Annotated in this window: 10 protein-coding genes; 3 read left to right on the top strand and 7 right to left on the bottom strand. The window is 44.8% G+C overall.

What is annotated here, in order from left to right:
• Positions 1-11 precede the first annotated feature (11 nt).
• The 7 genes from J3P34_RS18150 to J3P34_RS18120 all read right to left on the bottom strand — a co-directional run bounded on the left by J3P34_RS18150 (position 12) and on the right by J3P34_RS18120 (position 10291).
• Positions 12-650: a DUF4230 domain-containing protein gene (locus tag J3P34_RS18150; RefSeq protein WP_210490021.1), complete on the bottom strand. Its 639-nt coding sequence runs from the start codon at positions 648-650 to the stop codon at positions 12-14.
• 425 nt (positions 651-1075) lie between these two features.
• Positions 1076-1996: a 1-aminocyclopropane-1-carboxylate deaminase/D-cysteine desulfhydrase gene (locus J3P34_RS18145; RefSeq protein ID WP_210490020.1), complete on the bottom strand. Its 921-nt coding sequence runs from the start codon at positions 1994-1996 to the stop codon at positions 1076-1078.
• A 95-nt stretch (positions 1997-2091) separates the two neighbouring features.
• Positions 2092-4518 (bottom strand): YfhO family protein, encoded by a 2427-nt coding sequence (locus J3P34_RS18140; protein ID WP_210490019.1) that lies wholly within the window; start codon positions 4516-4518, stop codon positions 2092-2094.
• Between the two features lie 59 nt (positions 4519-4577).
• Positions 4578-4874, bottom strand: coding sequence for a DUF4834 family protein (locus tag J3P34_RS18135; protein WP_210462947.1), 297 nt, complete (start codon positions 4872-4874; stop codon positions 4578-4580).
• Positions 4874-5626 carry an FkbM family methyltransferase gene (locus J3P34_RS18130; protein ID WP_210490017.1) on the bottom strand — a complete coding sequence of 251 codons (753 nt, stop codon included), beginning with the start codon at positions 5624-5626 and terminating at the stop codon, positions 4874-4876. The genes J3P34_RS18135 and J3P34_RS18130 overlap by 1 nt, the downstream gene beginning before the upstream one ends.
• A gap of 172 nt (positions 5627-5798) precedes the next feature.
• Complete coding sequence (locus J3P34_RS18125) at positions 5799-8969, bottom strand: nSTAND1 domain-containing NTPase (RefSeq protein ID WP_210490016.1); 3171 nt, start codon at positions 8967-8969, stop codon at positions 5799-5801.
• Positions 8966-10291, bottom strand: a complete 1326-nt coding sequence (locus J3P34_RS18120; protein WP_210490015.1) for a toll/interleukin-1 receptor domain-containing protein — start codon at positions 10289-10291, stop codon at positions 8966-8968. The genes J3P34_RS18125 and J3P34_RS18120 overlap by 4 nt, the downstream gene beginning before the upstream one ends.
• A gap of 728 nt (positions 10292-11019) precedes the next feature.
• On the opposite strand from J3P34_RS18120, the gene J3P34_RS18115 reads away from it, so the two are divergent.
• From J3P34_RS18115 to J3P34_RS18105, 3 genes are all read left to right on the top strand, one after another.
• Positions 11020-11346 (top strand): ArsR/SmtB family transcription factor, encoded by a 327-nt coding sequence (locus tag J3P34_RS18115; RefSeq protein WP_210490014.1) that lies wholly within the window; start codon positions 11020-11022, stop codon positions 11344-11346.
• Positions 11343-11855, top strand: a complete 513-nt coding sequence (locus J3P34_RS18110) for an SRPBCC family protein (protein ID WP_210490013.1) — start codon at positions 11343-11345, stop codon at positions 11853-11855. Before J3P34_RS18115 ends, J3P34_RS18110 begins: the two co-directional genes overlap by 4 nt.
• 156 nt (positions 11856-12011) lie before the next feature.
• Positions 12012-12395 (top strand): DoxX family protein, encoded by a 384-nt coding sequence (locus J3P34_RS18105; protein ID WP_210490012.1) that lies wholly within the window; start codon positions 12012-12014, stop codon positions 12393-12395.
• Positions 12396-12559: the final 164 nt, after the last annotated feature.

Genomic DNA, 12559 nt, shown 5'->3' with positions numbered 1-12559 from the left:
AATCCTAAAAATCACCTTTTCTTCGGCATAGCCGGAGGAGTGATAATCTGCCGCGGCATGAGGTAGACACGGCGGCCGGTCATGTTCTCCAGCATCGGTTTCAGGATTTTCTCAGCGTTGACAGAAGTCTGTTGGAGGATGCCACTGCTCAGAGCTGCCTGTTTTACGTTTTCCTCGGCGTACTTGTAACCCTCGTCTACCAGGTCAGCATCCTGGAAGTAGGTATTCTCCTTCCCGAACACCTTAGATTGGGTGTGGTCAACGCGATAGTAGCAGATCTCAGGAGCAGGCAAACTCACGTGCAGGACAGAATCCCCGATGAACTGCAGATCACTTTCCTGCAATTTCTGCAGGTCAATACAGCCCACTGCCTCACCGCCCACAATGAGGGCCACCTTGGAATCGGGCAAGAACCGAGACACTTCCTTTTTGTATTCCACCACGTCTTTGAAGTTGTAGCGCACCAACTCCAGTTTACCCATCGCCTCAATCTTGGTCAAGACAGTATTATGTGTCACCTCCACCGCAGGCTCATCGGTGGGGTTAAGAAAATTCTTCACGGGCATCAACAGGAATCGCCAAGCCAAACCGGCCACAATCAAGAGCAAGAGCCAGGGAATGAACTTACGAAGAACAAAAAGGAGTCGCATGGAATGAAAATAGGTGTATGTGTCTATATGCGAAAACCGCACCGAAAGTTACTCTGCTCGTTTTTGGCCTGTTTTCAAGAAACTAGGCCCCAAATGAATACTCAATTTGGCAGACTCTATTAAGGCATTTCTATCATAGCAATCCATCGCTGGGGCGAGTGTCCCGCTCGTGTCCGCACGCATACCTGAAGGTTCCTATTTGCTTTCCTGAGATCAAGCTCTTTAGCCTACCAAAGCCTTCCCCCCTTCCTGTCATCTTAGGAAGATTCTGTGGGCGAATCAGAAAGGCCGGGTAGTAAACGCTACTACAGTTTGCCCCCAAGATCCTTTCAGGATGACAAAAGAGTGAGTATGCGGCTTTTACTCTCTGGTATGCGTGCGGACACGAGCGAGACGCTCGCGCCAGCGAAAAGCACAGGTTAGTTTTATTTGATGATGTCCGCCGAGGGCCACGCCAACCCATACCGCTGCGCGTAGCCGGCCCAGCCTTGCTGCCCGCCGGTATGCACCGCTATCAATTTGGTGCCTTCCGGGAAATAATCTTTTCTGATTAGGTCAAATACGCCAAACAGAATCTTGCCCGTGTATACCGGGTCTAGCAGAATATCGTGCCGTTGGTGGAAGGTTTGAATGAAATCCAGGAGTTCCGGGGTGTGTTTGGCGTAGCCGCCGAAATGATAGCCCGTTTGCAGTTCCCAATTTTGGTAGGTACGTCCGGCATATTCCTGCACCAACTCTGTCACCTCATCCCACAGGAATTCCCCTCCTTTCAGAGCCGGAAACCCGATGATCTTTCCTTTGCCCACCGCGCCGGCTACTATCCCAGCCAGGGTACCGCCGGTGCCTGCTGCTACGCAGAGCATATCCCAGGGTGCGGTAAGTTCCGTGACAATCTTGGTGCAGCCTTTCACAGCCAGCAGGTTCGTGCCGCCCTCGGGGAGCAGATAAGGTTTGGGGGCTGATTTCAGGATTTCGGCCTGGAAACGGGTGTCTTGACGGAGGCGATAATCTGAGCGGCTGAGATACCGGAGTTGCATGCCGCAGCCCGTGGCAAATGCCAGAGTGGGGTTGAGCGGTAAGGTCTCCTCGCCTCTAATGTAGCCGATGGTGGAGAACCCGAACTCTTTTCCAGCAGCGGCCACGGCGGCGATGTGGTTGGAGAAGGCCCCTCCGAAGGTGACCAGCGTCTCGCAGCCTTGCTTCTGCGCCGCCTGTAGGTTGTATTTAAGTTTACGCCACTTGTTCCCGGGAATGCCCGGGTGCAGCAGATCCTCGCGCAGCACGGCTAGCTCAACTCCTTTATGGGTGAGCAGCGGATCTGAAAGCGGTTGCAGGAGAACAGGCATGCGGCAAGTCTTTAAAGCGGTAAAATACAGCAGCGCCCGCTTCTGGCCTGTTTTTGGGAAAACAAACCGGAAACGGGCGCTGCCTCTGTCAATATTTAAACGGTGGCTGGAGTAGCAGGTCTTCTACGCAGACCGTACACCACAGCCCCAATCAGGCCGGCGAACAGCAGCAACGAGGAAATAAGCGCCACGGTATTGCCCAGGCTGTACTCCTTCGGCTCAAACTTGAATTCCACCACGTGTTTACCAGCTGGCAGGTTCATGGCGCGCAGGATGTAGTTGGCCCGGAAGTGGTCTACCGGTTTGCCGTCCAGGTACGCTTGCCAGCCGTCTTTGTAGTAGATCTCAGAGAAGACCACTACGCTGGGCTGCGCTACCACGGCCGTGTATTTCAGGAAGTTAGGCTGGTACTCAATCAGTTTGATGATGGAACCGGCAGTGGTATAGTTCTGCGGCTTCACGTTCGGGAATTTAGAGACATCCACAATAGCTTCGTGCTTCGCGTCAATGCCTTTGAGGGCAGCCAATTCCTCGTCTGGAGAATTCACGGCGCGTACCTCATCCACGTACCAGGCGTTGCCCAGGTAACCCGGAATGATCTGCACCGGCTGTTGCTCCTGACCGGTGATAGCATATTTGGCGTTGAGCATGTTCAGGACCTGCACGTTGCCCTGCGCGATGTGCTGCTCAATGACATCCTGGTAGCGGCGCAGTTTGGCACCGTGGTACCCGCCAATAGACTTATGGAAGTAAGAGGTACGGGCATCGCCGAAGGCATTAGGCACATTGAATACGCGGTAACTCAGATCTTTGTCCTGCAGGATGGCTAAATCAGCGGGCGTTGGCTGGAAGTAGGTTTTGCTGTAATCCTGCTGGAAATCATCATTGTTGAGGTAGCGCTTGTCTACGGTCCAGAGGTCTACAAGAATGAGCAAACCAATCACGGCGGTGGCCATGAAAGAGGTCACTTTGCGTTTGGTGTAGAGGTAGAGCGTTCCGGCAGCCAGCACAATGAAAATAAGCGAGCGCAAGGCATCACCGCGGAGCATGGAAGCCCGGTCTGCCCGGATAGCCTCCAGCGGGTACTGGTACTGGGCCAGCTGCTCGTCTACTGCGCCTACGTAATCAAAAGTTCCGCTCAGGAGCACCAGGAGTAAACATACGCCACCTGTGGCGGCCAGCGCGATCATGAGTTTTTTCTGGAGGTTCTCAATGGGCTCATTCTGCAGCACGCGGCACAAAGCCAGAATGGCCAGCAGCACCATGGTTACCTGGGCAATCACCAGCGCCATGCTCACCGCCCTAAACTTGTTGTAGCCCGGAAAGTAGTCAAACATGAAGTAGTTGAAGGCCTCAAAGTTCTTACCCCAGCTCAGCACAAAGGACAGAATGGTGGCGCTCAAAAGCCAAATCCAGAGGCGACGCGGCGTTACCAGCAAGCCTAGCACAAACAGGAAGCAGATAATAGCGCCCATGTACACCGGACCGCCCACGAACGACTGATCACCCCAATAGAAAGGCATGGTGGCGTTCTGCAATTGCGCCTCGGGCACGCCGCCCTGGGCTAGTTGCTTGTAGGTCTCGGAGTCTTTCTCCAACGGACCTTGCGAGGCCCCGCCGTAGAAGTTAGGCACCAACAAAGTCATGGTCTCACCCACGCCGTAGCTCCACTGGAAAGCATACTCGCGGTCCAGGCCCGAACCCATTTCTGAAGCGTCTTTGCCCTGGGTCAGTTCAGAAGCGCCCCGGATGGAATATTTACCGTACTCAGCGGTGGTGTAGATACGCCCAAAACTCACGCCCGCGGCCAGGGCTGCCCCGATGGCCAGGATCAAGGTACGTTTGAAGAAATCAGCGACACGGCCTTCTTTGGCCCAGCTCACCAGCTCCACAATACCAAAAATAAGCACGATGAAGAGCAGGTAATAAGTGATCTGCAAGTGGTTTGTGCGGATGTGCATGGTCAACCCGAAGGCAAACAACGCAGCCCCCAGCCACAGGTTTTTACGGTAGGCGTACCAGAGCCCACCCAGCACCAGCGGCAGATAGGCAATAGCCAGTGATTTGGTGTTGTGCCCGGCCTCCAGAATAGCGAAGTTGTAAGACACGAACGCGTAAGCCACGGCTCCTACCGCCGCCAGCATCGGCCGCAGGCCAAAGATGACGAACATGATGTAGGCGCACAGCAGCGTGATGAAGATGTTGGAGGCCACCAGCGGCAAGCCGGCGGTGAAAAGCGAGTGCACGTACTGGAACAGGTCTCCAGAGAACTGCACGCTGATGAGGTACGCCGGCATACCGCTGAACATAGAGTTAGTCCAGAGGGCCTCTTCGCCGGTTTTCTCCCGGAAATCGGCTATCTCTTTGGCACCGCCCTGGAACTGCACCACATCGTGCTGCATGAGGCTTTTGCCGTCAAAGAAAATGGGTGAGAAATACGCTACTACCAGCAGCAGGAAAAACAAAAGCACCAGCAGGTGCGGCAGCACGTGGCGGTTGAAATCGATTTTAGAAGTGGCCATGAGATTTAATTGCAATAAAAAAGCCCGATGCGGGGCATCGGGCTTGAAAGATACTCAGTTTATTTCACTTCTTCATAATCTACGTACTCGCCGCCGGGGAAGTCTTTGCGCGGTCGCCGGTCTTCGGGCACGTACTCTACCCGCACTTTGCCCCCGCCGCCCGTTGATTGGCTTCTGGTCTGGCCCTGCGCCTGCTGGTAATGCGGTTGCTGGTGGGGCTGTCCCTGAAATGCCCCGTACTCCTGAGCCTTGCGCATCTGCTTCTGGACAAACGTTTTAAGAAGAAAGCGGATGATGTACGGCATAAGGTACCGCATCAAAAACATCACCGCCAGCATGATCAAAAAGAATTTCACTAGGCGTATGGGTTTGGTTTAAAGTAAAAGTCGCCGCCCTGGTACTGGTCTATCTCCTGCGGGCTACACGGAGATAACGTCTGTTTGTCTGTTAACGTGTACACGCCGTAACCTAAACCGGCCAAAGTCTCTACCACGGCGCGGCGGTTCTGGGCGCCGTTCAGCTCTGTCTGAATCAACGGCCTGAACTTCTTTATAGTTTCCTGCAGGTGTGCAAATACCTGGTGTTCATAACCTTCTACGTCGCATTTAATGAAATCCAGCCGATCCAGGCCTGCGAACAGCTCGTCTGGCACGCGCATGTCCACCTCATAGGTCTGGGCGTACTGCTCCTGCGCCGAACTCGCGATTTTGGTCATGCCGTGGTGCACCAGCCCGTCTCTTACCGGCGTGCCCATCTCAATGGTAGTGTTCTCGCCACCTAGGGCAAAGGGTAACAAGGTAAGATTTTCCACCCCGCTGGCTTTCACGTTGTCTCGCCAGATGCGCCCGAACAGCGGCACCGGCTCCACGGCCAGCACTTTGCCCTTCGGCCCGGCCAGCCTGGAGAGGAACGTGGAATAATAGCCCAGATTCGCGCCGATGTCTACACACGTAAACCCCGGACGGATGATTTTCTTCAGGAAGAACAGCTCTGGGTATTTTTCACGGCCCCGGCCCGAGCCCACCATGATGATGTACATCCGGCTGACCAGCCTGAGGTAGCCCTCAAACCCGAGCGCCTTGACCAATAATTTGCGGAGAAGTTTCACGCGGTAAAGTTCAGGAATATGAGGGGAGAAAACAAAGGGCTGCGTTTTGAGGGTGTTTTGAGGAAATGTCTTCTAAAGTATTTAAGATTGAAACAATTTAATCTAATGATCAAAATAAATAAATACAGGGATACTCTTAGAATTTACTCAGGACCAATACGGAAATCAGCTACTATTGTAAGCCAGAATATTTCATAAGTTGGCTATAGGAAAAGGTAGCTAACTTACCTTGTTTATCTAAATCCTCAGGTGTTCCGTAAATCCATAACTTAGAAACATATCCTTCTTTTTCTGATTTAGCATTAGTTAAAACAAATTCACCTTGAGGGCTAAACTCTATAAAATTATACTTAGCACCCCTCCCAAACTCACTTATCTTATCCCCTGATTGATTGAAAACTGTTATCTTATCACCCATCGGTGACAAAATACTAGCCCCATCAGGAGTAAAAACCGAATTACTCAAGTCATATTCTTGAAAAATTGAGGCTTGTTTGGTATTAAAATTCACGATCAAGGTTCTCGAATTACGCAACGGGTGAAATATGTGCTTACCTTTTTCCTGTAGTTGCAATCGGCTACTCAGGTTTTCCAAGATTAGAAGCACCTTAGACGCATCATTTGATGATACAACAGAACGAACCTTATCAAACCCTTTACATAATTTTTTTACATCAACGTTACTAATCACGTTTCCACTATTGTCCCTAAGCGCAACCACTCCATTACGGAAACTAACAAATCCGCTCGCATTAGGATTAATAAATGCTTGGTCTTTTAAAACTGAAATTAACTTGATATCGGCATCATATATGCTTATTCCATCAATAGAATTAATAAGCAACCTATCACTACTACCCGCAACTGAAAGAAAAGACCTTTTATCATAAGGAATGTTATCACTTTGCTTTACTGGAATAGCATGTAGAAATACACCTGTTTTAGAGTATACTTTTACTCTACTATTTGACCTTGATATAATATTCTCACCTGTACTAGAGAAAGTAACCATATGTGCGGTTTCACTACCTTTCAGCTCTTTCGCACCTTTATTACTTACATCATACAGAAGCGCCTTTTTATCTTTAATTGCCACTACCTTGTTCCCATCAGGCGAGAACTGAGCTGAAGTTATTTCTCCCCCTGTGTCTATTTCCCAAAGAACTTCACCGTTCAGGCTCACTGCTTGCAACTCTTCTTTGGGGCTTATTAGGAGCATGCGTGATCCATCTGATGAAAATTCCAAAAATTCACCCTCTTCAACCAAACCTTCATAATAATTTTTTTTATTTTGCATCATATCTAATAAAGCTCTAATTAAATAGTTTGAAGTATCAAGTTTTACTTGGTATTCAGCCAACCTATATGCAAGCGCCGGATCACTTTTTTCAAGGCTCTTGATTTTTGCAAAAGTTTGACCTACTTTATTTGCCTCCAATATTTTTTTATTTGCTTCTTTAATCTCCGCTAATTGTTTCTCAGCGAGGCTATATAGAGAATCCTTTTGAATAATATCAGTCTTCAACATTTTGTTTAATTCCTTATTCATTATAGCAATTCTATTAGCTCTATTTGCCTCTAATTTTGCTAAAACCATGCTTACAATAGACTTTCTCCTCTCTGCATTCGCAATATCTTCTTGCCGCTGAGCTTCCTTATTTTTTTTTACGGCTAATTTCGTTTGTTCTACAGCCCTCTGTTTCTCTTTCTCTGCTATATCCTTTTGCTTTTGGGCTTCATAACTCCTTTCTTCAGCTAACTTTCTCTGGATTTCAGCCTTTTTTTTCTCTTGCTCTGCTATTTCCCTTTGTTGCCTAGCAATCAAACTAGATTTTTCAGCTTTAGTTCTAAGACTGAAAGCATAAGCTGTTGTCAACAGAGAAAAGACCAGAAGTCCTATGAGAACCTTTTGTATTTTTCTTTTAAAATCAAATTTCTCATTTATTGCTTTATTAGCCTTCTCTTGCTCTTCTAACTTTATGATTGCCAAACGTTCTCGCTCCTCTGCTAGCGTCCTTTCATATTCCACTTTCCTTTCATATTCTTTTTGTTCCTCCAAAATTCTTCTTTCTAGCTCTTTTTGTTCCTCCTCAAACTTCAATCTCTCTACTTCAATTGCTTTCCTATTGTCCCTCTGTATTCTTATTGAATTTGCGTATTTATCATGAATAATTTCTACACAAGGCTTCCCGTCCACAAAATACCTCTTTAATATTTTCTTCCTTTCTAAGTTCTCTATCTTTTCAGGCCTTACATTAGGATTAGAGAATACCATATTAAGGTATACTGGCAAACGGTAGCCTTCAGGAGTAATTAATTTCTCTTCTAGCAGTTCTTTCTCATCATCGTTTAAGTCCAAACTCTTTATTGTAGAAAGATATATAGAATTAACTAAATCTTGCACGTTCACATCTTGCACTTCCTTAAACCCTATTACAGGATCTCCTTTTGTCAAAGACCTGTTGATTTGAGACTCACAGAATATACTTAAAAGAAAAGAATCTATATCTCTCACTTTAGCCTCCTCAACATCTTTTGCTTCAGTTATAATACACAAAGTTTCATCAATTGCTTGATCATTGAAAATACCATATGATGCATTTTCAATTATTCTAAAGCCTTGTTCATACGTTAAAGGGCAAAGCCTATACTGAAGGTTGCCATAAGCTATAGAAGGAATAATATTAGATAGGGAATAAAAATGACTCAAGTACTCTTCCCTAAAAGAAAACAACACTTTTACAGGAATAATAGAAGACGCATACTTATATTGCAATTCAATCCTTTGTTCTTCAGGAAGTATCTCAGGAGGATTGTTTTCTATCAGATCCGCAAGAAAATCTATCAAATTTTTAGTATTATCTCTTAATTCACTAGACTTATCTATAGTTCCTAAAGTAAAGATCTCTTCAAACTGGTCAAAAACTAGCACAGGTATCAAGCGCTTACCTGTTATGACATCCTTAATTGGAGACCTATGGAAGAATTCCCAAAGCGTTTCTTTACTATTAATTGCCTCTACCTCTACATTAAAACCTCTTTCTTTAGCTGAGTTGAATATAGATTTTTGAACCTCTATTACAAAGTCACCTTCTTTATCTGAATAATTAGGCCTTAAATAAACTGGGAAGAAGCCGTACTCCCTTAGCAAAGGAAACATTCCTGCTTTCAGTAGGGATGACTTACCCAAACCTGATCTACCATACAATAAAGAAAAGGCGTTAACTTGTACAAGCTGAAATAAATCAATAATCTCCTTCTCTCTCCCAAAGAAGATATCTTTATCTTTCTCATCGTAAGACCTGGCACCTACAAAAGGGTTTTCTTTAATTAAGGCAGTCATAATCTTCTCCCAATAATGTTTATATCACCTTCAGATATTCCATTATCATCCATAACAACATAAAGTAAGTTAGCCCCAAGTGTAGCAAACTCATTATCTAGACTTAACCCTAGCACACCTAAGTTTACTCTATTACTCACAATTGGTACCACTTTAGGGTTTCCCCTAAAATTGTCTCTATAATAAATCCATTCTTGTCTCACATAGGCATCAGGTCCTCTCCTGACAGACTCCTCAGTAATTACAGGTAAAAACAATTTACAATTCCTAATTCCCTCTTTAATCTCTTCATTTATTGAATCTCCAGGAAAGAGCTTAATTTTATCAAACCAAATATTCATGCGGTTTGCAAGCTGGCATACTATCCTTTTTACCAATAAAGAATTTTCTCTTGTATAGCTGACAAAAACAAAACTGTCACTTCTAACATCTATAACAGCTTGATCTCCCAGCAAAACTTCATGCAGCTCATCTACAATTTCAAGTGTCTGGTGATTACTTTGAAATTTAAAGCTATGTTTATCTAAGAAGAATGAATTGGTTATATCGTTACAATAATCAAAAAATACTCTGGCTTGCAGAGGGGCTCCAAAACCGAGAGAACCAGGCTTTAAAGTGTGTATTAAAACCCTTATAAGCCAATCAGGATATTGACATCCTAAAAATAACAAGGATGATTGAGAAACGACTTCTTTATAATTAATCAAATCAATTTCAAACCTTCTATTAAATTCAGGAATAAATTCTAGTATATCGTCATCAGAATAAAAGAAATTAAAAAGCCTTTCATAGTTGCGCGATCTTTTATAAGCCAATCCGAACAAATTATATACAACTCCTTCATAGCTACATTCATTCTTAATCAAATCCTCAGGCTTTTTAGGATTTTTAAGCACGAACGGAAACATTGATTGTTTCACCTCAATATTAGGGAAAGCCCTTCTTGTTGAAACTACCTCTGACAAATGGGTAGTGAAGGTTAAGTTGAAGAAATACTTGAATCTAGATACAGACACAACCTTTTCAAGATATGACCTATCTACCAGATCATGAATCTCTATTGCATATTGGGAAAGCTTCTTTATAGTATCTAACTTATTATATCTATTAGACACTAATAATTTATGAATCACATGATTGAACAAACCGAATCCATGATCGTCCTGAGGAATATCATGCTCCTCACTCTCGGCAATATGCTTTGATAAGTAATCCAAGTATGGCACAAGAACTCCATCCTTCCTAATTGGTAGCAATTCAAAACCAAAGACGGGAACTATGCTATCGTTATTTAGAATAGCCAACCTTATATCATCTATCATGATTCAAAATCCTTTAATAAACTAGGCTTATATAAAAAACACAATTAAATTTCAGATTATCTTTTATTTTAATAAATAAATAACTTTTTAAATAGTTCTTAATTTACTTTACCCTCAATAACTAATTTACATAAGATATAAATTTATCATATACAACTTGAAAAAAAATAAGACAAATTTTTATAAACCAGGATTTTATTTGCAAATTTTTCCAAACCTTTTAGAAAGTGACCCTGTGACAGCAATTCAAAACCTTTCAGCACGGCAACTATATAGATCTTCTATTTATTGAATTCACTTACTTGATGTTTCGTAAATGGTAATATTCTCACAGGAGGTCTCTTAATAATTTAACTAGGTATTATCAATTCCCCTACTAACTAGTTATATCACCACTAACTAGCCTACCCATTGTCATCTGCCTTTTACAAGGGCATTTACTCAATAAGAAAATGAAGAATCAAGGAAGCGCCACAAAAGCAGGACAGCTTTCTACCTAGAAAGCTGTCCTGCCTTGACGGAGAGGCTTAGGCTTGAATACTCAGCCAAAGAAAGCCGCCTTAACTTAAACTGTCTTATATCAACAACTACCAACGTTTAGCATCGGTGTAAATACCTCAACCTAATAAGCACTTCATCCTCCCACACTTAAAAAAATGGAGAAAAAATTTGCGCAACTAAATAGTTGCACGTATATTCGCAACCATATGGTAGCAAATAAAAAATAGATGGAGACGAGAAGAGATGTATTTCAAGCCATAGCTGACCCTACCCGGAGAGCCATTATTCTGCTGCTGGCCGTTAGCGCCATGACCCCTAACGCCATTGCCGAGCACTTCAACAGTAGCAGACAGGCCATCTCTAAGCACATCCAGGTTTTGACGGAGTGTGAGATTCTGAAACAGGAGCAGAAAGGCAGAGAGATTCACTACCACCTGAATGCCAGCAAAATGAAGGACATTGAGAAATGGCTGGAGCAGTTCAAGCAGCTACTGGCCAAGCGGTTTGACCAACTTGATGATGTATTAAAACAACTTAAATCAGATAAGAAATGAACAAGGCTATTTTATTCAACTTTCTGGTAGACAAGGAAAACAACCAGATCAAGGTAGAAAGATCATTTGAGGCGCCTCTTGATTTGGTGTGGGCCGCTTGGACCGAGGCTGCCATCCTGGACCAGTGGTGGGCGCCCAAACCTTACAAAGCCGTCACTAAATCCATGGACTTTACAGAAGGTGGCCGCTGGCACTACTATATGCTGAGCCCCGAAGGAGAAAAACACTGGTGCCTGTTTGACTTTGACGTAATAAAGCCCCAAATCTCTTTCTCCGGCTCGGATGCCTTCTGTGATGAACATGCCGTGAGAGACAGTTCCATGCCGCAAGTAAGATGGGAGAATGCCTTTAAAGCAGATGGCGAAGACACCCTAATCAATGTCCTTTTAACCTTTAAAACATTGGAAGATCTGGAAACCATTGTTCAAATGGGCTTCAAGGAAGGGTTTGCCGCCGGGTTAGAAAACCTGGACCAATATTTCCGCTCAGTTCTGCCCAAAAGAGGATAGGAAACCAACTACAAGGCAAGAGCCTCTACTTTCGCCAGAGATACAAAAGCAACGCCTCTCCAGAATATGCCTTAGGGTGCTTTCTACAGAAACTTCACTTATCAAAATAGAAATAACCTTCAGACCATTTAGCCAAACAAATAAAACTTAACAACTATGAAGCAAAAGATCTTAACCGGGCTCTGCATCCTACTCGGGTTATTACTCATCAACGGAGGCTTAAACAAATTCTTCAATTATATGCCCGTTCCCGAAGGTCTGCCAGAGCCTCTCATGAAAGATACGGCAGCCTTGGCAGAAATCTCCTGGCTGATTCCTTTAATTGGCTTCGCCGAAGTCTTAGGTGGAATACTCATCATGTTCCCCAGAACAAGGGCTTTGGGCGCCTTGGTGGTTTTCCCCGTGATGATAGGCATTCTGCTCACCCACCTTTTCGTGGACACCAGCGGGCTGCCCATCGCCATCGTGATCTGGTTGATTCTGCTCTGGGTCATTTTTGAGAACAGGAAAAGATACTTCCCCCTGATCAACCAAGCGTAAAGAGCTTCAACAGGTAGAGAACCAGCAACCTTGTTTGTGAGTCATTGCGCGTAAAGGCGTAGTTTGAAGATTTGGGTGAAGTATACCCTTCCACCAGTCACGAGGCGAAAAGGAAACCTTATAAATCTTTCCTGATTAGCCTAAATGATGTTCAAACCTTTGAG

The organism is Rufibacter aurantiacus (genome assembly GCF_017916345.1).
Lineage (GTDB): Bacteria > Bacteroidota > Bacteroidia > Cytophagales > Hymenobacteraceae > Nibribacter > Nibribacter roseolus.
The sequence above is the reverse complement of the archived record's forward strand: the minus strand, read 5'-3'. Positions and strand labels throughout refer to the sequence as shown.

Bases quoted from the DNA above. Each gene is read 5' to 3' on its own strand.
- J3P34_RS18150 (WP_210490021.1), bottom strand. From the start codon at position 650: ATGCGACTCCTTTTTGTTCTTCGTAAGTTCATTCCCTGGCTCTTGCTC.
- J3P34_RS18110 (WP_210490013.1), top strand. From the start codon at position 11,343: ATGAACAAGGCTATTTTATTCAACTTTCTGGTAGACAAGGAAAACAAC.
- J3P34_RS18115 (WP_210490014.1), top strand. From the start codon at position 11,020: ATGGAGACGAGAAGAGATGTATTTCAAGCCATAGCTGACCCTACCCGG.
- J3P34_RS18145 (WP_210490020.1), bottom strand. From the start codon at position 1,996: ATGCCTGTTCTCCTGCAACCGCTTTCAGATCCGCTGCTCACCCATAAA.
- J3P34_RS18120 (WP_210490015.1), bottom strand. From the start codon at position 10,291: ATGATAGATGATATAAGGTTGGCTATTCTAAATAACGATAGCATAGTT.
- J3P34_RS18140 (WP_210490019.1), bottom strand. From the start codon at position 4,518: ATGGCCACTTCTAAAATCGATTTCAACCGCCACGTGCTGCCGCACCTG.
- J3P34_RS18125 (WP_210490016.1), bottom strand. From the start codon at position 8,969: ATGACTGCCTTAATTAAAGAAAACCCTTTTGTAGGTGCCAGGTCTTAC.
- J3P34_RS18105 (WP_210490012.1), top strand. From the start codon at position 12,012: ATGAAGCAAAAGATCTTAACCGGGCTCTGCATCCTACTCGGGTTATTA.